This is a genomic window from Chitinophagales bacterium, assembly GCA_017303415.1.
Lineage (GTDB): Bacteria > Bacteroidota > Bacteroidia > Chitinophagales > Chitinophagaceae > SpSt-398.
Map to the genome: position 1 here is coordinate 512243 of JAFLBJ010000001.1, position 23856 is coordinate 536098.

At 46.2% G+C, this 23856-nt stretch carries 18 protein-coding genes; 7 read left to right on the top strand and 11 right to left on the bottom strand.

Translation table 11 applies throughout. The features are described from left to right. The first annotated feature begins 226 nt into the window (after positions 1–226). The gene (locus J0M30_02205) at positions 227–1990 is read left to right on the top strand and encodes a carboxypeptidase regulatory-like domain-containing protein (GenBank protein ID MBN8666286.1); all 1764 of its coding nucleotides are present in this window, start codon (positions 227–229) and stop codon (positions 1988–1990) included. Here the strand turns inward: J0M30_02205 and J0M30_02210 are convergent. From J0M30_02210 to pxpB, 4 genes are read right to left on the bottom strand one after another with little or no spacing between them, the layout of a single operon-like run. Next, positions 1987–3144 carry a divalent metal cation transporter gene (locus J0M30_02210; protein ID MBN8666287.1) on the bottom strand — a complete coding sequence of 386 codons (1158 nt, stop codon included), beginning with the start codon at positions 3142–3144 and terminating at the stop codon, positions 1987–1989. The two genes, J0M30_02205 and J0M30_02210, sit on opposite strands and share 4 nt — an antisense overlap. 25 nt (positions 3145–3169) lie before the next feature. Then, a complete protein-coding gene (locus tag J0M30_02215; protein ID MBN8666288.1) occupies positions 3170–3940 on the bottom strand; it encodes a LamB/YcsF family protein in 771 nt (256 codons plus the stop codon). Continuing rightward, the gene (locus J0M30_02220) at positions 3897–4928 is read right to left on the bottom strand and encodes a biotin-dependent carboxyltransferase family protein (GenBank protein ID MBN8666289.1); all 1032 of its coding nucleotides are present in this window, start codon (positions 4926–4928) and stop codon (positions 3897–3899) included. Before J0M30_02220 ends, J0M30_02215 begins: the two co-directional genes overlap by 44 nt. After that, positions 4894–5616, bottom strand: a complete 723-nt coding sequence (gene pxpB, locus J0M30_02225) for a 5-oxoprolinase subunit PxpB (GenBank protein MBN8666290.1) — start codon at positions 5614–5616, stop codon at positions 4894–4896. Before pxpB ends, J0M30_02220 begins: the two co-directional genes overlap by 35 nt. 58 nt (positions 5617–5674) lie before the next feature. Between pxpB and J0M30_02230 the strand changes: the two genes are divergently transcribed. From J0M30_02230 to J0M30_02255, 6 genes are all read left to right on the top strand, one after another. Then, on the top strand, positions 5675–6703 hold the full coding sequence (locus tag J0M30_02230; GenBank protein MBN8666291.1) for an SPASM domain-containing protein: 1029 nt from the start codon (positions 5675–5677) through the stop codon (positions 6701–6703). Between the two features lie 254 nt (positions 6704–6957). Then, positions 6958–7311: a nuclear transport factor 2 family protein gene (locus J0M30_02235; GenBank protein MBN8666292.1), complete on the top strand. Its 354-nt coding sequence runs from the start codon at positions 6958–6960 to the stop codon at positions 7309–7311. A gap of 66 nt (positions 7312–7377) precedes the next feature. Continuing rightward, positions 7378–7839, top strand: coding sequence for a MarR family transcriptional regulator (locus J0M30_02240; protein ID MBN8666293.1), 462 nt, complete (start codon positions 7378–7380; stop codon positions 7837–7839). A gap of 36 nt (positions 7840–7875) precedes the next feature. Next, positions 7876–9087: a family 10 glycosylhydrolase gene (locus tag J0M30_02245; protein ID MBN8666294.1), complete on the top strand. Its 1212-nt coding sequence runs from the start codon at positions 7876–7878 to the stop codon at positions 9085–9087. Positions 9088–9442: 355 nt separating this feature from the next. Further along, positions 9443–10927, top strand: coding sequence for an RNA polymerase factor sigma-54 (gene rpoN, locus J0M30_02250; GenBank protein MBN8666295.1), 1485 nt, complete (start codon positions 9443–9445; stop codon positions 10925–10927). Between the two features lies 1 nt (position 10928). Next, positions 10929–11609 carry a phosphatase PAP2 family protein gene (locus tag J0M30_02255; GenBank protein ID MBN8666296.1) on the top strand — a complete coding sequence of 227 codons (681 nt, stop codon included), beginning with the start codon at positions 10929–10931 and terminating at the stop codon, positions 11607–11609. Positions 11610–11675: 66 nt separating this feature from the next. Here J0M30_02255 and J0M30_02260 read toward each other — a convergent pair whose 3' ends face one another. From J0M30_02260 to J0M30_02290, 7 genes are all read right to left on the bottom strand, one after another. Beyond that, on the bottom strand, positions 11676–12410 hold the full coding sequence (locus J0M30_02260) for a murein L,D-transpeptidase catalytic domain family protein (GenBank protein ID MBN8666297.1): 735 nt from the start codon (positions 12408–12410) through the stop codon (positions 11676–11678). 198 nt (positions 12411–12608) lie between these two features. Further along, entirely contained in the window at positions 12609–13637 is a 1029-nt protein-coding gene (locus J0M30_02265; protein MBN8666298.1) for an AI-2E family transporter, read from the bottom strand. 26 nt (positions 13638–13663) lie between these two features. Beyond that, positions 13664–15088 carry an MATE family efflux transporter gene (locus tag J0M30_02270; GenBank protein MBN8666299.1) on the bottom strand — a complete coding sequence of 475 codons (1425 nt, stop codon included), beginning with the start codon at positions 15086–15088 and terminating at the stop codon, positions 13664–13666. Between the two features lie 449 nt (positions 15089–15537). Then, the gene (locus J0M30_02275; GenBank protein MBN8666300.1) at positions 15538–18096 is read right to left on the bottom strand and encodes a response regulator; all 2559 of its coding nucleotides are present in this window, start codon (positions 18094–18096) and stop codon (positions 15538–15540) included. Between the two features lie 129 nt (positions 18097–18225). Next, positions 18226–21228: a PAS domain S-box protein gene (locus J0M30_02280; GenBank protein ID MBN8666301.1), complete on the bottom strand. Its 3003-nt coding sequence runs from the start codon at positions 21226–21228 to the stop codon at positions 18226–18228. Next, complete coding sequence (locus tag J0M30_02285) at positions 21215–22357, bottom strand: FIST C-terminal domain-containing protein (GenBank protein MBN8666302.1); 1143 nt, start codon at positions 22355–22357, stop codon at positions 21215–21217. The genes J0M30_02280 and J0M30_02285 overlap by 14 nt, the downstream gene beginning before the upstream one ends. Continuing rightward, positions 22354–23703: a sigma-54-dependent Fis family transcriptional regulator gene (locus J0M30_02290; GenBank protein ID MBN8666303.1), complete on the bottom strand. Its 1350-nt coding sequence runs from the start codon at positions 23701–23703 to the stop codon at positions 22354–22356. Before J0M30_02290 ends, J0M30_02285 begins: the two co-directional genes overlap by 4 nt. Positions 23704–23856 lie beyond the last annotated feature (153 nt).

Genomic DNA, 23856 nt, shown 5'->3' on the forward strand with positions numbered 1-23856 from the left:
TAATCGAAAGATGATTGATATAAAAGGATATACACATCTTTTTATGAACACATTTCAAATTTTTTATTATCCTATATATAATCTGTATTTAACCATAGGATATAGACTATTTTGATATATGTAGACAAGAATTGTTTAATAAGTATAAACCATTAACAGTCAGACCTTAAATAAGCATTTGATATCCAATGAAAACATTGTATTTTGTTCCCTCCAATCTAAAACCATGAAACTGTTCCAAAAGCTTCTTTCTGCATTAGCCTTAATAACACTGTTTTTTTCTGCCTGTCAGCGTGAAATAAAAAATGATCTTCCTCCTGGTACCGAGCCTGGGATTGTGGTAAATGCAAGTCCGGTCAATGCCAACCTAACAGGTGTGATCCTGGACGAAAGTGGTACGCCGATGCCCGGCGCACTTGTCAAGGCCGGAGGACAAACCATGGTGACCAATGATAAAGGGTTGTTCCGATTTAATAATATCCAACTGGATAAATACAATTCAGTAGTAAAAGTGGAAAAGGCTGGATATTTCCAGGCCATCCGTACTTTTTCAGCGGTGGCAAACAATACCAATTTTGTCCGTATCAAGTTGATCACCAAAAACGAGATCGACAATTTTGTATCGACTGCAGGCGGTACCATCACCCTGGGAGGATCAACGATCACCATACCGGGTAATTCTGTGGTGCTGAAATCAAACAACCAACCCTATATGGGAACAGTTCGTGTTTTTGCCGCCAATATTGACCCTACACAAAATGATATTGGTGAGATCATTCCTGGAAGTTTCCAGGCTACAGACGCCAATAATTATCGGGTACTCCTGAAATCATATGGTATGATGGCTGTTGAACTGGAAGGTGCAGGTGGAGAGCCACTTCAGATCGCCACAGGGAAAAAAGCTACCCTTAAAATGGCCATCCCCTCTTCATTACAAAGCTCCGCGCCCGCCACTATTCCCCTTTGGTACATGAATGAAACAGATGGTTTGTGGAAGGAAGAAGGCAGCGCTACCAAAGTGGGTAATGTTTACCAGGGCGAAGTCTCCCACTTCTCCTTCTGGAATTGTGATATCAGCAATAACGCGGTTTTTCTTGAAATGACCCTGATCACCAACGAAGGACCACTTCCCTATACCACGGTAAAAATCACGCGGGTGAGCAACGGCAGCTCTTCAATGGGTTACACGGATTCCCTTGGACATGTAAGTGGATTTGTGTTCAATAACGAACCGCTGCTGCTTCAGGTGTTGGATAATTGTCAATCGGTTATTTATTCACAGAATATCGGGCCCTTTACCGCCACCACCAACCTGGGCAATATCACCGTCGATCTTCCGGCGGTAAATGAACTGCAGGTTACCGGTACAGCCACCAACTGTAATAACCAACCCATCGCAAACGGAAAAGCCTATATCTATTTTGAAGATGTACTCTTTGTTGCACCCGTACAGGCAGGCAGTTTCTCCCTGCATATGACCCGGTGCGCCAATAGTACCGGACTTGTAGAAGTGGTGGTTGAAGACCTTGACACCGATCAGCAAAGCGCTCCGATTGTTGCCGCGGCTTCTACAGGCGTTTTTAATACGGGTAATATTCAGGCTTGTGGTACTTCCTCTGTCACCTTTATCAATTATGCCATTGATGGAGGTGCGGAATACGTGATCAATAGTAGTGTGGCTGGTGATTCGATCTCCGCGTATAACCAGGGCTCCCAGAACTATTTTGACATCAATGGTTTCAAAGTGAGCCAGCCAAATATCAATATCTGGTTTGGGTTCACCGGCAATTCCATAGGCAGCTTCCCGATCAGTATGCGGTCGGTCAACCAATACGATTCAATTGTTGTGGTCACACCCCTGAATGTAAATGTCACCACCTTTGGTGCCCCCGGTCAGTTTATTGAAGGAAATTTCAATGGCCAATTCAAGGAAGGAGCTGCCAGCACCCAGCATACGATCAACTGTACCTTCCGGGTCAGGAGATTTTAAAAAAAGATACGTACCGCAAAGAAGAGCATCAACGCAACGGTCATCCAACCCAGGAGTCCAAAGATCAGGGGATGTTTATACTCCCCCATGATATGTTTTTTGTAAACGGCCAGTAATACAATGGCCAAGGCAATGGGCAGGATAAAGCCATTGGCCGTACCGGCAAACAATAACAGCTTCACGGGATGGGGATTGATCAAAAAGATCAACGTTGAGAGCAGGATAAATACCGTTACCACCCATTTACTATGTTTGTCAACAGCAGGTACAAGCGTCTTCCAAAAACTGACCGTGGTGTACGATGCCCCGATTACCGAAGTGATCGACGCGATCCATAATACAATTCCAAAGAAGAAATAACCCGCCTGCCCGGCCGCTTTCTGAAACACGGAAGCCGTTGGATTTGATTGGTCATACATAAACCCGGTACTGACCACGCCCAATACAGCAAGAAACAGAATAAACCGCATGAACGAGGTAATGAGAATACCACTGATGGCACTGCGGGTGACCAGGCGCATTTGAGCGGGCCCCCTGATTCCCGCATCCAGCAGGCGATGCGCTCCGGCAAAACTGATATACCCTCCTACAGTACCTCCCACCAAAGTAATGATAGGAATGAGCCTTGTCTTCTCCGGAAAGAAACTATGCTCAATAGCACGGATCACAGGAGGGTGAGAGGCAAACGCGATATAGACAGTGATCCCGATCATAAGCAAACCCAATATCTGTGTAAAACGATCCATTACCACACCCGCTTCCTTTACCCAAAAAATACCGATTGCTATCAGAGCGCTCAGTACAGCCCCATAGCGTGTGTCCATCCCCGTGAGTATATTCCAACCCAAGCCGGCCCCTCCTATATTTCCTATATTAAAGATGAATCCACCAATGGCGATCATGGCCGCGAGTATATAACCCAAGCCGGGCAACAGACGGTTGGCCAGCTCTTGTGCGGGTGATCCGGAAATGGATATGACGCGCCAGATATTTACCTGCGCACAGATATCGATCAATACTGAAATGAGGATGACAAAGCCAAAACTGGTCAGTAATTCGGCGGTAAAGACAGTGGTTTGGGTTAAAAACCCGGGACCAATGGCCGAGGTGGCCATGAGAAAGGCCGCCCCAAGAATGGCAGAATTTCGTTTCATGATTGCTGCCTCAATATAACAATACTTAGATCAACTGTTTTGAGATATTGATCTTGTGGGCCACTAAGCTCATTCGGATGGCTTTGGCCAGCTCGGGTGCATGTGGACCGTCCCCATGAATACAAACCGTATCGGCTATGATATCAATTTCTTCACCAGAGATGGTCATTACCTTGCCTGTGGTTACCATCCTGATCACCTGATCCACTGCCTTTTGATTGTCTTCAATAAAATGGCCTGGGGTTTTTCGGGAAACAAGACTGCCATCTGCATTATATGCCCTGTCTGCAAATACCTCATGCGCGGCACGCATACCAATTTTTCGGGCCTCTGAAACCAGGGCGCGTGAACCATATATCATTAATTCATCATCCACATCCTTTACCGCCAGGGCAATGATCGCCGCAAGGCTACGCGTAGTAGCCGCTTTATTATACAAAGCGCCGTGTGGTTTAACGTGATGAAGTTTTGTACCAAAGGTCTGGGCAATGGTTGTCAGCTTATTTACCTGGTCAGTTACGATGTCGTATACCTCCGGAGGAGAAAGAAGTAAATCCGTGCGTCCAAAATTTTCCCGGTCTAAATACGAGGGGTGTGCGCCCAGGGCAACCCCATGCCTGAGGGCTAATTCGATTGTGGACTTCATAGTGGTGTCATCGCCTGCATGATAGCCACAGGCAATATTGGCGGAACTGATATATGGCATGATCAGGGCATCATTGCCAATTCCTTCGCCCAGGTCACAATTGAGGTCAATGGTCAGGCTTGCTGATTCGTTGGTTTCTAAATGGTTCATGGGTACAGTGCTCTTCCAGTTTCAAGATACAGGCAATTTGCAAATGACGCAAATTCTGCTCCTGAGAAATACACGAGCGGACCGATTCTTCATATTCCACCCATTTGAAACGGATCTGTTCGCCGGGTCTTTTCTGTACAAGTCGATGATGATGAGCCTTTATTACCTGGGCGATCCGGGGATATCCGCCCGTGGTCTGGTGATCGGCCAGCAGGACAACCATTTGTCCATTGGGGAGAATTTGTATGGTGCCAAAGTCAACGGTGGTTGAAACCAGTTCCCTGTCTGTAGATCTGATAAGGGGCTGTTCTCCCCGCAAGCGAAAGCCCATGCGGTCAGAAGGCACTGTTATAGTAAAGGATGAGGTTGACAAAAGTTCTTTTGATTGATCATCGAGTTCTTCCCACTCCGGGCCACGCAAGGCAAAAACCAGATCCGATGGCAGGGCTTCGCGTAAAGGCGCTGCCCCAAAGGGAAGGGTATGGTGATGATTTTTATTCCAGTCTACCGGGCACTGGATTGTTTTTCTAAACTTAATCTGGTCCCCTTTTTTTAATGTCCTTCCTTCCCATCCACCAACGCCGGCCCGTAAATGAGTACTTCGGCTACCGAGCCAGGCAGGAATATCAAACCCACCCCGTACAGCCAGGTAAGAACAATATCCTTCTTTGAGGTGATCAAAATGAAGCAGGGAACCTTTTCTGATCCAGATCGGTTTATTCACCGGGAGGTTTTCACCACTCATGGTAGCACCCATATCCGCACCAGTGATGGCGATCAGCGCATCTTCTTCAAAGGACAGGGTAGCCGCCGGAAAAAATAATTCCAGACAGGCCTCTTCGCGTTCATTACCTACGAGTAAATTCGCCACCTGCAGCGAATATTGATCCATGGCCCCTGTTGGATTGATCCCCAGGTGGCGGTATCCTGCTCTTCCCAGATCTTGCAGGGTATCAAGTAACCCCGCCTTCGTAATGGTCAAACTCATAATGATTGATCGAATAAAAACGCACCCGGTCACCGGGCTGAAATAATACAGGTATTTCCTTTTCAGGATCAAATAAATGCAGGGGTGTTCTCCCGATCACCTGCCAACCTCCGGGTGAAGCGAGCGGATAGATCCCGGTCTGCCGACCAGCGATGCCTACACTTCCTGCATGAACGCGGTCGGCCGGTTGCTGTTTTCGGGGAAAGGCAATACGTTCATCTACCTCGGCCATATAGGCAAACCCGGGTAAAAAACCCAGAAAGCAAACCTGGTATTCGATGGCCGTATGCAACCGGATGAGTTCTTCCAGCGATAGTCCCGACCGTTGTACACATGCATTGAGATCGGGCGCCAGCACAGGATCATAACAAACCGGAATGGAATGTACACGATGTTCATGGGGCAAAACCGTGGGTAAGACCGACAATTTTTCCCTGATATATTTATCCAAATAAGCAAATGGTTGCGGATCGCCGGTATGTTGCACCAGGGCAAACAGATCAAAATACAGTGTGAGTGAACTATAGGCAGGTACCCATTCATGTTTAACAGGAAGGGGATTGGCCCTTAAATGATCATAACAGCGAAGAACCAATTGATGAATGGAAAACTCTATACGCTGGCCAAAGTCAATGACAAGGGCCTGTTCACTCAGGGGGTAGATGGTAAAGGACAGGTTGGGGTACATGGTACTGACAGGGAAGATAAAACTTTATTGCTTGCGGGCCTATAACTTTGCAGGCAACATGTCTCAATTCAATTGGAACGACAGCCTCAATTTATTATCTAAGCTTACGCCCCGCCGTATCTGGAACGGGTTGAAGGTTTGGTCCAGTTACCAATGGAGTAAATGGACAGGAAAAGCGATACAATGGGGTTATCCGATATCCATCTCCTTTGAGCCTACTACCTCCTGCAATCTCCGTTGTCCCGAATGCCCCAGCGGACTCCGCGCCTTTACCCGCCCAACAGGTATGCTGCAAAAGGATTTCTTTAGTGAAACGATCGACCAGCTTTCAGCCGAACTCCTTTACCTGGTTTTTTACTTTCAGGGCGAACCCTACCTCAATCCGGGTTTTCTGGATATGGTAAAATATGCTACGCAAAAAAAGATCTATACCGCCACCTCCACCAATGCGCATTATCTGACCGATGAAAATGCACGTCGTACCATTGAAAGCGGTCTCGACCGGCTGATCATTTCCATTGATGGCACCACCCAGGAAGTGTATGAACAATACCGCGTGGGTGGACGCCTGGATAAAGTACTGGAAGGGGCACGAAATATAGTGAAATGGAAAAAAGAACTCGGTAGCAAAACACCCTTTATCATCTTTCAGTTCCTGGTAGTCCGTCCCAATGAACACCAGGTAGAAGAAGCCCGTGAACTGGGTAAACAGATCGGTGTGGATGCAGTCTGGTTCAAAACCGCCCAGATCTATGATTTCGAAAAAGATCCCAACCAGCTCATCCCCGTCAATGGTAAATACAGCCGCTACCAAAAAACCGATGAAGGCTATACCTTCAAAGGCAAACTCGCCAATCATTGCTGGAGACTATGGCACGATCCCGTCATTACCTGGGACGGACTTGTAGCCCCTTGCTGCTTTGATAAGGATGCCCAGCATAAACTGGGTGACCTGAAAACAAAACCCTTTAAGGAAATCTGGAGCAACCCGGCGTATAAGGAGTTTCGCAGCCGGATCCTTCTGGGAAGGAAGAATATCGACATCTGTTCCAACTGCTCAGAAGGAACACGGGTTTGGGAAAACTAAACTCACCAGTTCAGCATCGCGCTGTAAAGCCGGCGGTAAAAGGACAAAAAGCCTTCCCCAAAATTTTTGCATGAATCAAGGATAAGTCGCATGGTAGCCTGTTATTTCCTAAAATTCATTCTTTCCCAGCGACTTAACAATACCCAACCCATGGTAATTTATCAACAAGTGTTAATTTCTTACCCTAAATTTTATAATTCAATGTTTAAACATTATTTTTGTGGTCTTGTTATACTCAATTAAATAAAAAACATATGACAGACCTCAGAACCCAAGTAGACCAATTGAACCAGATGATCCTCGAAGGAAAGATCCTGGACGCATTTGAGAAATTTTATGATGATAATGTTGTGATGCAGGACAACGATTACCCTGCCCGTGTAGGTAAGGATATCAACCGTCAGTATGAGGAGGCGTTTGTAAATGGCCTCACTGAATTCCGTGGTGCCAAGATCCTCAATACCCTGATCAGCGATGGCCTGGCGGTGGTAGAGTGGTGGTTTGATTATACCCATAAGGACTATGGCACCCGTACCTATGTACAGTTGGCCGTACAGCGCTGGAAGAACGGGAAGATCGTAGAAGAGAAATTTTATTACAACAGTTGATCTTAATCACTAAATGCAGGTTTCATGCGGGGTTTATTACCTTCGCATGAAACTTTTTCATTCTATATGGGCATTGAACAGGATGTACAGCAGGTGAATTTCCGCAATGAATACCAGAAGGCGGTCATCAACCTGATCTATACCTATAACTGGATGCGAGAGAAAACATCCAGTATTTTGGATGCGGAAGATATCACTTCGCAGCAGTTCAACATTCTCCGTATTCTGCGTGGAAGTTTTCCCAAACCTCTTTCCACTTTGCAGATTCGCGAGCGGATGTTGGATAAAATGAGTGATACCAGCCGGATCGTTGACCGTTTGCTTTCTAAAGAACTTGTTAAAAAAGTTACCTGTAAAGCCGATCGCCGACTGGTAGATATTACAATTACAGATAAAGGTTTGGCCCTGCTTGAACGCCTCGATCATAAGCAGGATGAGATGGATGGCGTATTAAAAAAACTCACCAAAAAAGAAGCCGTCACACTAAGCAATCTCCTCGATAAAGTACGCACGCTTGATCAGCCTTGAGTTGGTTGGGCTATCTTTGTGTTTCTAAGTTCAATCATGAGAAGAATACTACCTGGTCTGCTGACCCTGCTCGTTTGCATTTTATCTGGTTCAGAATCGATCGCACAAGCTAAACCCGAATTCAGGGGCGTATGGATCGCATCGGTGGATAATATAGATTGGCCGATACGGGGAGATTATAGTCCTGCTTCGCAAAAAGCCGAGTTCATCCGCCAACTGGATATGCACAAACGCAATGGCATGAATGCCGTGGTGGTACAGATTCGCCCTTCGGGTGATGCCTTTTACCCGTCTGAATTCGAACCCTGGAGCGAATGGCTTACCGGAAAACAAGGCAAAGCACCCGTCCCCTTTTATGATCCGCTCCAATTCATGATCGAAGAAACGCATAAGCGCAACATGGTCTTTCATGCCTGGCTCAATCCCTATCGGGCTGTTTTCAATATCAAAACTTCCTCGATCGCCAAGAACCATATCATTCGCAAACACCCGGAATGGTTCCTGACCTATGGCGATAAAAAATACTTTGACCCTTCGAATAAACAGGCGCAGGACTTTGTGGTGAAAGTGGTAAAGGATATCGTGAAAAGATATAAGATCGATGCCATCCACATGGATGATTATTTCTATCCCTACCGCATTGCCGGAAAAGAATTTCCCGATGCGGCCGCCTACCAGAAATCAGGAAGTAAATTATCAAAAGATGATTGGCGCCGGAGCAATGTGGACTCTATCATTCGCAAACTGAGTACGGTGATCAAACAGACCAATCCTCAGTGCCAGTTTGGGATCTCCCCATTTAGTGTATGGCGTAATCTGGACCAGGACCCACGGGGAAGTGACAGCAAAGCCTCACAAACCAACTACGACGATCTTTATGCCGATATCCTTCTTTGGATGGAGAAGGACTGGATTGATTACGTGGCACCTCAATTATACCTCGAGATCGGTCATGACAAGATCGATTATGCCAAATTGCTTGACTGGTGGAGCAAAAACAGTTATGGCAAACACATATATATAGGATTGGGTATCTACCGCGCCGGGTCCAATCCCGCCTGGAAAAATCCCAATGAGTTGCCCAACCAGATCAAACTCCTGCGTCAATACCCGCAGGTGCAGGGCAGTATATTCTTTAGCAGTAAAACGTTTAAGAACAATCCCAATGGCTGGAGCGACAGTCTCCGGAACAACTATTTCCGCGAACCGGTGAAAGTGCCTGAAATGGATTGGCTCAAAAAGAAGTAAGTCCCCTTTCCCTCCATCTTATCAGTATACTCTACCGAGCCCAATCTGAACCGGATCGGGATGGAGGTGAGTTTTTGCAATTGCCATTCCTTTTGGCAAATAATACCCTGATTTTTTGAGATAAAGTCGGGCCTGACCTGAAATACCGGTTTTAGGGAAAACGAAGGGTTCACCCGCACAAATTCAACCGTCTTTAGTTGGGCTTGCCCCGGTAAAAAAAACTTTAACAGGAACACAACAAGAAGAATTGATATTCGTTGCCCCATGGTTGTACCTTTTGTTTGTAAATTTACGGCCTGATTTTTGATGCAGCGGCGCTTTTTTTCTATAATCCAGGACATTAACTGAGCATGATATGGCTTTAAGTCAGGGTTTACACCAAAAGTTACTACAAAAACTTTCCCCACAGCAAATTCAATTAATGAAATTGCTGCAGGTCCCTACGGCCAACCTGGAAGAACGCATCAAAGAAGAGCTGGAGGAGAACCCCGCCCTGGAACTGGAAGAAGAAGGAGCCGAAAGCAGCGATGACCTGGTAGATGAATTTGCGGATAACAGTCCAGAGGAAGCAGAAGAAGCGGATGGAAGCGAAGAGGACTACGACAATATTGATATAAGTGAATATGTACAGGATGGCGATGATGATATCGCCGATTACCGCCTGCGGGATGATAATTATCCCGATGAGGAGACCCGGACCTCCCCGGTTAAGACGGAAACCAGTTTTTACGAGACCCTCCTGTTGCAACTGGGTATGCTGAACCTCGAAGAGCGTGAGCAGCGAATAGCCGAACACATTATTGGGAGTATTGATGAAGACGGCTACCTGCGCCGCGAAACCTCCGCCATTGTGGATGACCTCGCTTTTCGCCAAAACATCATGGCCAGTCCTCAGGAAGTGGAAAAGATCATTGATATGATCCAGCAGTTCGATCCTCCGGGTGTAGGCGCACGTGATCTGCAGGAATGTTTGCTGCTACAGCTTCATCGCCTGAAACTCGAGGGACATGATGTAGATACCGCCATGCAAGCCATAAGCCGGTATTTTGACGAATTCACCAAGAAGCACTACGAACGTATACAACGTGGGCTCGACCTGACCGAAGAGGAACTGAAAGATGTAATGAAGCAGGTAGTAAGGCTCAATCCCAAACCCGGTGGCAACCTGACCACTATGAACAAGGCAGAAAGCTATGTGGTGCCCGACTTCTTTATCTTCAATAACAATGGTAAACTGGAACTGACCCTCAACTCCCGCAATGCACCCGATCTCCGGATCAGTGGAGGCTACCGCGATATGCTCAAAGAATATGAGACCGGGTCAAAAAAAGATAAACGCCAGAAAGAGGCCGTTCTTTTTATCAAACAAAAAATTGATGCCGCTAAATGGTTCATTGACGCCATCAAACAAAGACAGCATACCCTGCTGAGCACAATGACCGCCATCATGAGCCATCAGGAAGATTTCTTTCTCACCGGAGATGAGACCAGCATGCGGCCCATGATCCTGAAAGACATAGCCGAAATTACCAATCTGGATATTTCCACAGTAAGCCGGGTAGCCAACAGCAAATTCGTACAAACCGAGTTTGGTACCTATCGGCTTAAATTCTTCTTCTCCGAATCACTCAGTACCGATAGCGGCGAAGAGGTTTCCACCCGTGAAGTAAAAAAGATACTGAGCGACTTCATCGAAAGCGAGAACAAACGCAAACCGCATAGCGACGAAAAATTGACCGATCTACTTCAGGAAAAAGGGTATAATATTGCACGTCGAACCGTAGCCAAATACAGGGAACAATTGAACATCCCCGTGGCCAGGCTCCGGAAAGAACTGTAATATGAGCACCATCCTTGCCATCGACGAACAGAACCAGATCACCGAAACATACGAAAAGCTCCCCCAGCCAAAATGGCTTCGCTGGGTCGCAACTTTTTTCTCTTATCTTTTTCACCCCCTTTTCATTCCGGTTTATGTCACGCTCTTTCTGGTGATCGAACATCCCTATTTATTTCCCGGGTTCAACCCCTGGCGAAAACTGACCACCGTATTACAGGTTTTTGTCAACTGTACTTTTCTTCCGTTGGTAAGTATCCTGCTATTGCTTGCCTTAAAATTCATCAAGTCCATACACCTGCGCACCCGCCAGGACCGGATCATTCCCTATGCCATCAGCATGATCTTTTATTTCTGGAACTGGTATGCTTTCAAGAATAATTTTGCCCCGGAGCCGCTGGTCGCATTTATGCTGGCCACCTTTATCACCTCTATCGCGGGTTTTATTGCCAATATTTATATCAAGATCAGTATGCATACCATGGCAGCAGGTGCTCTTGTGGCCTTTATTGCGGGTATGGCCCTCACCGAATCGGTCAATTATACAGTATTTCTCTCCATCGCCCTACTCATAGCGGGTATTGTAGGCACAGCCCGGCTCATCGTACATGGTCATAGCCCCACCGAGATCTATGCAGGTTTTCTGGTAGGTGTATTGGCCCAGGTGGTCGCATTTTTTATTTAAAAAAACAAAAGCCCAATCTTACGATCAGGCTGTTTGTTTCATCCATCCTTATGTACTATGTCCAATCTAGCCGTTTAATATTTTTGATGTCTTCAGATAAGTATTGCTGGGATGATAAATAAAAAGGCAGGAGCCATCCTTAATGGTTTCAATGATATCCTTTGTTTCTTCAGCAGGTATCGCAGGGCAGCCAAAACTCCGGCCCAGGAAAGGACTGCGGTCAAGAAATTTATCGCCGACATAATTGGACCCATGGATCACAATATGCCGCAACATGGCCTTATCATTGATTCCTTTTTCTACCCCTTGTAAACGAAGCGAAAGACCATGTCCTCCTTTATAGGTAGAGCTGGTGATATAAAAACCAAGACTGCTTTTATGCGAACGGGGACTATTGGAGAAGCTTTTGGCAAACTCACCACCTGAATTACGGCCATGGGCCACATAGGTGTTCTTTAATACCTGGAAATTCTCCATATCCACGAGGTAAAGCCTCTTATTGCGGGAAGACTGACTAAAATCGCAAATGGTCAACAGGCCATTCTTACGTATCAAGCCTTTTTCTACTAATTCTGTGTACCCTTTATAGGCATATTGAAATGCTTCTTCGCTCAGGCCTAATTGATCGAGGTCAAGACTATCAAACAGAAACTGGGCTTTCTCGGCCAGGGTAGTAGTCCTGGCAATCGGGGCTTCAACAGAATAACTGTGAAGGGGGCGGCTTCCTGCCCTCAGTTGAGGTACCACAGTTGTGATAGCGGACAAGCCGGTGAGAATAAAGAGGTGGATCAGTTTACTCATTGGATACGGACGGTTTTTCAATTCTACCAAACGAAAGCGAAAGTGAAAATATTATTGAGAATCAGTAAATACAAACAAAACAGCTTTCTTTTTTTATTGCGCGAATTATTACCCGGAATATCCGGTAAATCGTTTAGAAATAATACACTACCTGACTATAGTAGTTTCCCATTTTCTACGTGTAAACAATTAGCGCTTTTAATGAATCGTACGTTGCTTTGTAATGAACTCATTAGAGTATATCCTCAGCAGCAGTATAAACATTGAGATGAGGAGTGGACCAAAAATCAGACCAATAAACCCAAAAAGGTTCAATCCGACAATAACTCCAAAAACAGTGATGAGGGGATGTATATTTCCTATCCTGCTTTGCAGGGTAAACCGAAAGAGATTATCCACTGTTCCTATTAAACCAAAACCCCATATGAGCATGAATATACCTTGCCAGTTTTGCCCATTGGCAAAAAGTATAATGGATAACGGGACATAAGCCAATGCAGCCCCCACAATGGGGATCATGGCCGTGATACAGGTAACCACAAACCAGAACCAGGGTTCATTTACACCTACTATGAAATACCCGATCAGGGCAACAATGCCTTGCAGAATGGCGATCACCGGGATTCCAATGGCGTTGGACACTACCATATTATTGATCTCTGATCCGATACGGGCTACATTCTCGTCCTTCAGGGGCACATGCTCATACAAGGCATCTTCCATTTTACGGCCATTCACCAGCATGAAATAGAGCATAAAGTACATGAAGAAGATCGTGGTCAGTGTATTAAACGTGGCATTTAACACTTTTGGCACCAGGTCGGTAATGGCTTTTTGTAATTGCTTGATATTATCCGCACTTAACAACTTGATGTCAAACCGCTGGTCAATATCACTCACGATTTTTTGCAGCGCAGCGCTTAATTCAGAAGAATGATCGACCACATAGGTCACCTTGGATGAAAGCATGTTTACCAGCAGTCCGATGGGTACCAGGATCACAATCAAAGAAAGGAACATGATAAAGAATGCCGCCAATCCCGGTTTCCATTTACGCTTCTCTACCAACCGGAAATACCTTTTATGCAACAATACATAGAGCGTCACTGCTCCAAGCAAGGCCGGAAGGAAGGTATATAACTCCAAAAAAAGCAATAGCCCGAGCAATACTATAATGACCAGAAAGAATATCTGGCGAATGCGGTTCTGGTCAATGGCAGTACTCATGTAGTTAAAATTAAGATTTCCTTATGCTAGACCTTTGTTTCTTTCCATTTTCCCCGTTTAAATAATACAAAGGCGGCTATCGCGATGGCTGTTTCCGCCACGGGTACGGCAATAAACGCGCCAGTAGGCCCAAGGTTGAACCCATTGGCCAATGTATAGGCCAGGGGTATCTGGAACATCCAGAACCCGATGAAGTTGATCCAGGTGGGCGCCTTGGTGTCTCCTGCCCCGTTCAGCGCCTGTATCATTACCATTCCTATACCATAAAAGATATACCCCGAGCCTATGATCTGCAGGGCAAGGGCCCCATATCTATGTACCTCGGGCTCCTGGGTGAATATGCTGATGATAGGCGATGCGAAAAACACAAACAGGATCATTACACCTGACATGAAAATTGCATTGTACTTCATGGTGAGCAGGGCGCTCTTCTCCGCCCGGTCGGGATGACCGGCCCCAAGGTTTTGTCCCACCAGTGTTGCAGCCGCATTGCTCAATCCCCAGGCGGGCAGGATAAAGAAGACAATATTCCGGATGGCGACCTGATATCCGGCTACGGCATCCGTGCTTCCCGATACGGCTACCAGACGACCCAAAACGATCCAGCTACCCGACTGAATGATGAACTGCAGGGTGGCGGGCCAACCTACCTCTACCAGGGTCTTGATCACAGGCAGGTCCCACCTGAAATGAGGACGCTTGAACTTGATAACCCCTCTTTTGGAGAAGAAAAGGTGGTAACACTGATACAACACCCCCGTTCCTCGACCAATTGTAGTAGCAATGGCAGCGCCTTTCAAACCCAGTTCAGGGAAAGGCCCATACCCATAGATCAGCATGGGACAAAGGATGATGTTCAGTAAACTCGCGAGTGCCAGGCTCCACATGGCCTTGGAAGCATCGCCTGCGCCACGAAATATCCCATTGATCAGAAAGAGAAGGATGATGACCATACTACCCCCAAACATGATCCGGGTGAAAATGGCCCCTTCTTTAATCACCTCATCCTCGGCACCCATGATACGCAGGATATCTTCAGCAAAAAAGATTCCCAGTACACCAAAAACCACCGCCGCGATCATGGCGATATAGATCGACATGACCCCGGCATGCGCGGCCGCATCCGGGTTTTTCTCCCCTACCCGACGGGCTACCACCGCTGTGGCAGCCGTACTCAATCCAATAGCGAGAGAGTAAACTATGGTAATGGAAAACTCAGTCAACCCCACCGTAGCAATGGCATACTTGCTATTGGGTAAATGGCTGACGAAATAAATATCTACAACCGCAAACACACTTTCCAATCCCAACTCAAGGATCATAGGAATGGCCAATAAGAATATGGCCTTGCGCATACTTCCCTGTGTATAATCCCTTTCAACCCCCTTGATGGCTTCAAGGGATAGATTGAGGGCATAACTTATTCTTTCGAAAAATTGCTTTATTGACATGGATGATAAAAAATTGAAAATAATAGAAGCCCGATCCCGAAGGGACAGGTAATTTGATCATGGAGGAGGTCCGATCGGACCAATTAAAGCTTCATATGCTGAAATTGAAGAAGGGCAAAACTATGGTTATTTTTTACAAAAAACCCACCACCCCCACCAAAAATGGATGAGCAGCTCTTTTTTAATATGGCCGGAAAAGATTTTTGAAGGAAATGCAACCCGAAAAGGTCAACCACGGTCTAACAATCGGTTTTTCATAGGAAATTGGATAGAAAACGGGGCTGGATGTCTATCTGGCCCTTCTTTTTTTACAGCAGGCAGGAATAAAGGCTGTTAGCTATTAAAAAAATAGCAATAAGTTTTTATAAATCAATTACTTATTTCAATATTGACAGAGCTGACCAAAAGCTAAAAGCCAATAGCTAATAGCTTTTCTCAAATAGCTTCTCTCAAGCCAGATTCTTCTGTATCACTCCCACCAACTCTTCCTCATTAAATGGCTTGGTTACATAATCATTCATCCCTACCTGGAAGCACCGTTCATTATCCCGGCGCATAGCACTGGCGGTAAGCGCGATCACGGGAATGGTGAGTTTGAGCTCATTTCTGATCTGGAATGTAGCGTTTAACCCGTCCATAACCGGCATTTGCAGGTCCATCAGCACCAGGTCAAACGGTTGTTCCCGAAGTAATCTGATGGCATCGGCGCCGTTTTCGGCTTCTGTAATATTCACTCCATAATCCGATAATACCGCGGAGGCGACCATACGGTTCATCTCCACATCATCAACCAACAGGATCCGGCAATTACGCAATTTGCTGCTGTCATATGCCATAGGGGTAGCATTTGTTTCCGGTTTTTGTTCGGCGCGACGGAATGGTAACTGTAATACGATCGTGGTTCCCTCGTTCTTCAGGCTATGAACTTCAATATAGCCGCCCATTAATTCCACCAGGTGTTTGGTGATCGACATGCCCAGACCGGTTCCTCCGTAGCGACGGGTAACGGATTTATCCTCCTGCGAGAATTTATCAAACAAATTAGCCATGAATTCTTTCTCCATCCCCACGCCGGTATCGGTTACTTTTAATTTGATCTCCTGATGGGCGGGTGTATCACTGTGTAAACTGGCTTCGATACCGATCCATCCCTTTTCGGTAAACTTGATCGCATTTCCCAACATGTTAAGCAGGATCTGTTTCAACCGGTGCGGGTCACCTTTCAAATAGGATTGTATTTCCGGATCGATCTTCACTTTGAGTGGCAATCCTTTCTCCTCTGCTCGCTGCGACATCACCGCGGCAGTTTCACTGATCACGGCATGGAAATCAAAATCAATTTCTTCAATGGTCATCTTGCCTTGCTCTATTTTAGAAATATCCAGGATATCATTGATCAGCACCAACAGGTGTTGCGAAGCGGAATTAATATTTTGCACAAAACCCTTGTGTTTCTCGGGCAGGTCGGTCTTCATCAATTGACTGCCAAATCCAATGATCGCATTCAACGGCGTGCGTATCTCATGGCTCATATTTGCCAGGAAGTTCTCTTTAAGTTTCTCGGCATGTTCCGCCTTCTTCAGGGCTTCAATAAGTCGTTTCTGGTTGTTTACATTCTCAGTAATATCTGTTCCAATACCGGAAATACCCAGCACTTTTCCAGCCGGATCAAATAATGGAAAGAGTACGAAAGAGTATTTTCTGGCAAATCCTTTTTCCATGATATCCTGTCTTACCTCCACCGATTTCTGTGACTCCAGTATCCTTCGTTCAAATTTCAGGAACTTCTGTGCGATCTCTTCTCCAAAAATTTCCTGATCCAATTTCCCGATGATGTTTGGCGTCTGCAAGTCGAGTACCTGGGCAAATTGGCGGTTGACCTGGATATAGCGGCCTTCATTGTCTTTGATAAAGATGATCTGCGGACAGTTATCCAGAATGGATTGCAACAATAAATGTGATTCCCTTCTTTCCTGGTTACGCTTGGCTCTTTCCTCATCCAGCAGGTACATCTCGGTCACATCCTTGGTGATACACTGAAAACCATAAGGCAGGTCACTGGCATAGAGCAAAACCGCTTGTTGTTCCATCCATTTCTGTTCCCCTTCCCGGGTGATGATAGGAAATTTAATGGTTGATTCTGTCAGGTGATTGTTCAGCATGTGCTGGTAAAAATTGATCACCGTTTCCTGCCAGTCAGGGTCCACCAGTTTTAAAAAACTGTTTCCAACCAATTCACTCACCTCAAAACCGGTAACTCGGGTGGCATAGGAACTGACAAAGGTGAATGTCCCTTTAAGGTCTGTGGTAAAAAGGACAACGCCTGACTGATCGATCAATTCCCGGTATTTCTTCTCATTCACATGCGCATTGAATTCCGCCTTTTTTCTTCTTTTGATCTGGTCACTGATGCGTATCAGCATGAAATAAACAACCAGGAATGTCGCGAGACTGATGATCAGTGTGGTGATATAATAATTCTTGGAGGCTTTGTCAAACCTTGCCATGTTTCCGTCAAACACACCTTCATTGAAACGCCTGACTTTTGATACTTGTTGATTGATCTTATTATTGATCCTCTTTTTCTCGGTAAAAAACTGGAGATAGGAACCGGAGAGGGTATCATGCCTGGCCTGGATCTGATGTGCAGATAGCTGAACTTTCTGGTCCATCAATTCTTTTAATTGCTGCATATTGGCCACCTGTTCAGGATAGGCTTCATAGGATTCGATCATCCGGGTAGCGATCGTTGTAACCGTTCCGGTATCATCCCTGAACTTATCCAGATAGTAAGGGTCGCCCGAAAGCGAATAGCTGACGGAAGAAGCGTCCGCTGAAGCAAGCGCCTCATTCAGATCGTTCAGGTTCTGTAATTGGCTGTTCAGTTCCTGAAAAGCCTGATTGCCCACCGCATTGTTGGAAATATTCCTTTTTGTCTGCCAGAGAAAGAAGGCCAGTACAAAAAAGGAAAACACAATGACAAAGAGGACGTTTTGATAGGTTTTCATCTATTGGATGGTATGATTTTTATTTTACTTGTGAAATGCTGATCGTCAGTCGTGAGTCGTGAATCGTGAATCGTGAGTTTTCACCACTGACGTTTCACGTCTCACGTCTCACATCTCACGTCTCACGCCTCACCCCTCACGCAACTTCCCCACAACCTCCACCAGCACCGTCTCCAATTGCTCGATCAATCCGGGCAGCTCCTGTTCCTGATCACCTGATAGGGCCAGGGTCTCGATCTGTCTGATCTCTTTGGTGAGCGAGTGGATACCCATATTGTCAATGGAAGGTTTAAGCCGGTGTGCCACGGCCTTTACCTTTTCCAGGTCCTTTTGCCCGTAGGCTTCTTTGATCTCCTGAACACTGAGCGGCGCCTGCTCGGAGAAGAGCCTGATCATTTTGTCAATAAAGGCCTGATTGCCTTTGCCGATCTCCCTGAGTTTTCCCAGGTCGAACAATGCTTGATTGGATTCCATGCTACTTGTATTGGATATTAAACCGGTTTCTCCTCCCAGCCATTTTGCCATCAGGGCAACAAGGTCTTCTTCCTTGAATGGTTTGGTGAGATAATCATTCATACCGGCTGCAAAGCATATTTCATTTTCGCCTTTGATGGCGTTTGCGGTTAAAGCAATGATCGGAATATAATGCTGAAGATCTTGGCGGATACGACGCGTGGCTTCGAGTCCATCCATGATAGGCATCTGCACATCCATTAATATCAGGTCATAATCCCCCGTACGGATGGCCTCTACGGCTTCTTGTCCGTTGATCACTTCCTCAATGATCGTCCCATAAGGTTGTAATACGGTGGTGGCAACCAAACGGTTCATCTCATTATCTTCAGCCAGGAGTATCTTCTTCCCGTTTAGTATCCGGTTATCCGTGGGAGCCTGCACCTTGGGGGCGATTTCCATTTCTGATCCCTTGCGGAAGGGCAACCAGAAATATACTTTTGTACCTTCTCCTTTTTCACTCTCCACCTTAATGTCTCCATTCATCAGGGTAACCAGTTGCTTACTAATGGCCATGCCAAGTCCGGTACCACCAAAGCGGCGTGCGACAGACCTGTCTTCCTGCGAGAAATTCTCAAAAATCCGTTGGGTAAATTCCTTATCCATACCTATACCCGTATCCTTGACGGTAAAGCTGATTCGTTGCCCACTGTTAGAATCTTCCTCCACTTTACAGATCACTTCCACCGTCCCCTTCTCCGTAAACTTGATACCGTTGCTGATCAGGTTAAGTAATACCTGGTTCAACCGGTAAGGGTCACCGATAAGGACAGGATGTACCCGGGCATCGGTGGTGCAAACCAGCGAAATGCCTTTTTCTTCTGCCCGATGACTCATTACCTGCATCACACGGTCGCCAATTTCACGTAACCTGAAACCAATATTCTCAATATGTAGTTTACCCGCCTGTATCTTGGAAATATCCAGGATATCATTGATCACCACCAGGAGCTGTTCTCCCGCAGAGTTCACTGCTTCGAGATAGGATTTTTGTTGCTGGTTCAGCGAGGTCTTTTGCAATTCACGGCTCATCCCCATGATGGCATTGAGCGGGGTGCGGATCTCATGGCTCATATTCGCGAGGAACATTTCCTGCGAACGCGCCGATTGTTCAGCCTGTTCCCGGGCTTCGATCAGTTCATACTCCAGGTTTTTCTGCTGGGTAATATCCAGATGGATCCCGATCGAACCGATCAGTTGCCCTTTATCATCAAAGCGGGGTGCCCCGCTGATCAACCACCATTTCAGTTCGCCGCGTTTATTCTTGACGGCGATCTCATAGGCATCCGACATGCCCTTTTTGCGCAGATCATTTTTGCTTTCCATGATCTCCGCGTTCTCACTGCGAACAAATAGCTCAGAAGCCTTCCTGCCTATCAACTCATCGGCCATATAGCCGCTCATCTCACAAAAACTATTATTGATGAACTGGATCCGTTCATCGGTATCAACCTCCAGCAGACCCAGGTTCATATTCGTAATGATGCTCCGGTATTTTTCCTCATTTGCCCGCAACCCTTGTTCAGTCAATTTGCGCTCTGTAATGTCTCTGATAAAAGAACAGAAGAAGAGCGAATCACCATTTGCAATGGGAACGATAGATAACTCAATGGGCAGCTCCTCTCCCTTCCGGTTGATGGCAGTAAGTTCCAATTGTTTATTCAACACTGTACTCTCTCCGGTAGCCAGGAAATGATGCATTCCATGCTTATGCGCTTCCCGGAAAGAAGGGGGAATAATGGTATCAGAGAGCATTCGCCCAAGAACCTCTTCCTCCTTCCAACCAAAGATGGTTTCTGCCCGCGGGTTCCAAAAGGTAATATGACCATAAACATCAATCGTAATGATCGCATCCAGGGCAGAATTCATGATCAACCGGTTCTTTAATTCGCTTTGCCCGATCTCGTGTTGCGCCTTCCGGATATCGGTGATGTCGGTGTAATTCCAAAGATGGCCCCTGTATTCATTGTCCAGAAAAATGGGAATATAATCCCGGAGATATACCTTTCCGTCTTCCAGATTTAATACTTCCCCTTTTACGACTTTCCTGTTTATGAGTATTTCCTGTATCCGTTTGACAAAGACTTCCGGTTCCTGAAAAAGATACTTGGATTCCTCTGCACTGTTGCTGCAATCCATTCCGGTTAATTGTTCGCAGAGAACCGGAATTTGAAACATATCGCAAAACAACTGGTTGGCATATACAATATGCCGTGTTTCATCCTCCAGGAGAATGCCGTTTTGCATATTCGTGATCAGCGTGGTAAAAATATTCTCCGCATTCTTCTTTTCCCGTACCTGTTGATGAAGATAGCGAGCGATCAGGAGGAGGTCATCCGACCCGTTCTGGGTATCATCACCGGAGATCACACCCAGGGTATCTTTTAATTTCAGTACAGAACGCCGTTTTACTTCGATCTCCTCTTTCAACTGATCATTGATCTCAGAATATTCTTCCTCGGTGATCCTGAAGGCCCTTTCAGCCAGTTCCTTATCCCGGTCAAAGGCGGCATAAGAACTGTTCACTGCATCAAGCAGGTCCTGTATGGCAGGATCAAGCTGCAAGTGCTCCGGAAGAAACTTCTGGACCTGTTTATGTAATAGTTTATGGTAACTCATGAAAGGTCGTAATGGTCATTGTTTGATTGTGCAATTGACAGGAGCCTCCTTCATTGAATGGAGAGATCTCACCATAGGAATAAAATCCTGCCAATAAGGTATCGGGACCCAGGGCTTCCCGAACAGCTTCCACTTCTTCTTCTATACGCGGACCAAGGATCAGTTTACGTCCCACGCAACTGATCAGCAAGGCAAAATCAGGTGATTGTATATACCCGCCCAGGGTTTGCTGGGCCGCGATATTGGCAGCGGCAGTGATCTTGTCAAAATTGGCCTTCATGAACCGCACCTTAGATCCTTCGGGCAGATCGCCGGCAAAAGTCATGGTCTGTTCTTCTTCATCTATAGACAGGATGGTTCGAACTACAGGTGTCTGACTGTCCGGCGCTATGATCGAAAGAGGAAACAACAGCGCACTACCGGGTAATTGAGCAGCCTCGGAACCCAAATACTTTTTATATAAAGCCAGTGCATTCTTCCCATCAATTTCATATAACACATTATGGGTGGAACGGGTCACCCTTCGCTCGGGGCCAAAAATATCCCATCCACCTTGTGACCCATGATTGACAACGATCTTGTCTCCATAAAAACCAATGGCGGATATAATGCCTTCGGCTGGGTTTGCATTCAATCCCGTAAGGGTGGATACAAAATTGGCCCCATCACCTGCCAGGCCGCCGGTCACCAATACACCGGGACTCGTAGCGTCCTTCAGGCCACGCACCAATTCACTACCATTGACCAGGCTTCCATCGGAAATGACCAGGATGTATTTTAAACCATCAGAGGATAGTTGTTTTACCAATGCACGCGCCGCATCATAGCAACTCGAAAAATCGCGGCGGTTCACAGAACCTGAATGAATGCGGGTCTGTTCAAATTCAATGGCCACCAGAAATACCGCATCATCCAATACCTGTTCACCCATGATCTCCCCTGCAGTACTGCCAAACAGAACCTGTGCCCGGGGGAATAGCCTGTGTACTCCTTCATAGAGGCCCGTCTTTCGCAACTCTTCTTTAGCACCAAAACAAATAACCAGTTGCACTTTCGCCACATCAACTTCCTGTCGGGTGATTTGTGCCTGCCAGTTGCCTTCCACTAAGGTGTAAAGTGCTGTTTTCATACCAGTATTTCTTTTTGCTGGATCATTTTGTAGATCGTGCTCTTACCGATATCCAGGCGTTCGGCCACTTTCAGCACATCGTTGTCATATTTTTTCAGAAAATAAGTAATGATATCACAGTTATATTGGCGCAGGGACTTTTCCTCTACCATAAAATTCTCCCCGCCTTTGGTATGTGTATAATTGATATCCGAAGCCGTGATCTCTCCCCCATTGCTCATGACGGCGGCCAATTCGATCATGGCTTTTAATTCGCGCACATTACCCGGATAACTATAGCGCATCAATTTCTCCCGCGCATCCTCGGTAAGCGTGAGGGTATCCAGTTTATTTTCCCGGACAAACTCATCAATAAAGAATTTTGCGAGGATCAACACATCATTACCCCGTTCACGAAGTGGCGGGAGTTCAATGGGTAATCCAATGACACGGTAATAGAGATCTTCCCGGAAATTCCCGGCACTTACTTCCTCTGCGAGGTTCTTATGGGTGGCGACGATCAGCCGTACATCCAGTTTTACTTTTTCATTTCCTCCCACACGGATCACTTCTCTTTCCTGCAATACCCGCAACAGTTTACTCTGCAGGCTCAGGTCCAGTTCCGCGATCTCATCCAGGAAGATCGTACCGCCATTGGCTTCTTCAAATTTTCCTGCCTTGCGGGCCACCGCACCTGTGAAAGCACCCTTTTCATGACCAAAGAGTTCACTCTCGATCAGTTCCTTGGGGATAGCGGCCATGTTCACCGCCACAAAATTTTTCTTCTTTCGTTCACTGTTATAGTGAATAGCTTTTGCCACAACCTCTTTACCCGTACCGGTTTCGCCGGTAACAGATACATTGATATTTGTCTTGGTCGCTTTCTCCATTAAGGCAAAAACCTTTTTGAGCGAAGCGCTTTGTCCAATGATGGTCTTTTCAAAGGCAAATTTTTGCCCCAACTCTTCTTTCAGTTTCTCCACTTCCTTTTTCAGCGTACCCGTTTCGCGTACCTTGATCACGGCATTCCAAAGAAGGTCTTTGGTGTTATCATCCTTGACCAGGTAATCGCGTACCCCCTTTTTCAGGAGGTCTACGGCAACGGTGATCTCTTCCTGTCCGCTGATCACTATGACGGGGAGCTGGTTGTCCGCCGCATGGATCTTTTCAAACAGTTTATCACCGGTTATATCCGGCAGGGAAAAATCGATCGTGACCAGATCGGGTTTACGATGGAGGTTATCCAGGCAGTCTTTGCCTGATGTAAAGCGGGTAATGGTGTAATCGGGGTTGAGCGAAAGATGGTATTCGAGAATTTCTCCATACCATGGATCGTCTTCCACGATAAAAATAGAGTATGGTTCCACTGGATATTGGATATTGATTTACAGAACGTGAGGAATAGTTCCAAATTGTGGAAATGTCCAAAAATAATACAGTGAATAGGGGTTTTCCATTAGTTGGAATAGGGGTTTAAAATATGACGCTTCAGGATGCACCATTCTAAAGGATATAAATCC

Coding starts and splice junctions, on each gene's coding strand:
- J0M30_02210 (MBN8666287.1), bottom strand. CDS start 3,144: ATGAAACGAAATTCTGCCATTCTTGGGGCGGCCTTTCTCATGGCCACC.
- J0M30_02205 (MBN8666286.1), top strand. CDS start 227: ATGAAACTGTTCCAAAAGCTTCTTTCTGCATTAGCCTTAATAACACTG.
- J0M30_02285 (MBN8666302.1), bottom strand. CDS start 22,357: ATGAAAACAGCACTTTACACCTTAGTGGAAGGCAACTGGCAGGCACAA.
- J0M30_02270 (MBN8666299.1), bottom strand. CDS start 15,088: ATGTCAATAAAGCAATTTTTCGAAAGAATAAGTTATGCCCTCAATCTA.
- J0M30_02245 (MBN8666294.1), top strand. CDS start 7,876: ATGAGAAGAATACTACCTGGTCTGCTGACCCTGCTCGTTTGCATTTTA.
- J0M30_02280 (MBN8666301.1), bottom strand. CDS start 21,228: ATGAGTTACCATAAACTATTACATAAACAGGTCCAGAAGTTTCTTCCG.
- J0M30_02240 (MBN8666293.1), top strand. CDS start 7,378: ATGGGCATTGAACAGGATGTACAGCAGGTGAATTTCCGCAATGAATAC.
- J0M30_02265 (MBN8666298.1), bottom strand. CDS start 13,637: ATGAGTACTGCCATTGACCAGAACCGCATTCGCCAGATATTCTTTCTG.
- J0M30_02260 (MBN8666297.1), bottom strand. CDS start 12,410: ATGAGTAAACTGATCCACCTCTTTATTCTCACCGGCTTGTCCGCTATC.
- rpoN (MBN8666295.1), top strand. CDS start 9,443: ATGGCTTTAAGTCAGGGTTTACACCAAAAGTTACTACAAAAACTTTCC.
- J0M30_02255 (MBN8666296.1), top strand. CDS start 10,929: ATGAGCACCATCCTTGCCATCGACGAACAGAACCAGATCACCGAAACA.
- J0M30_02215 (MBN8666288.1), bottom strand. CDS start 3,940: ATGAACCATTTAGAAACCAACGAATCAGCAAGCCTGACCATTGACCTC.
- pxpB (MBN8666290.1), bottom strand. CDS start 5,616: ATGTACCCCAACCTGTCCTTTACCATCTACCCCCTGAGTGAACAGGCC.
- J0M30_02230 (MBN8666291.1), top strand. CDS start 5,675: ATGTCTCAATTCAATTGGAACGACAGCCTCAATTTATTATCTAAGCTT.
- J0M30_02275 (MBN8666300.1), bottom strand. CDS start 18,096: ATGAAAACCTATCAAAACGTCCTCTTTGTCATTGTGTTTTCCTTTTTT.
- J0M30_02235 (MBN8666292.1), top strand. CDS start 6,958: ATGACAGACCTCAGAACCCAAGTAGACCAATTGAACCAGATGATCCTC.
- J0M30_02220 (MBN8666289.1), bottom strand. CDS start 4,928: ATGAGTTTGACCATTACGAAGGCGGGGTTACTTGATACCCTGCAAGAT.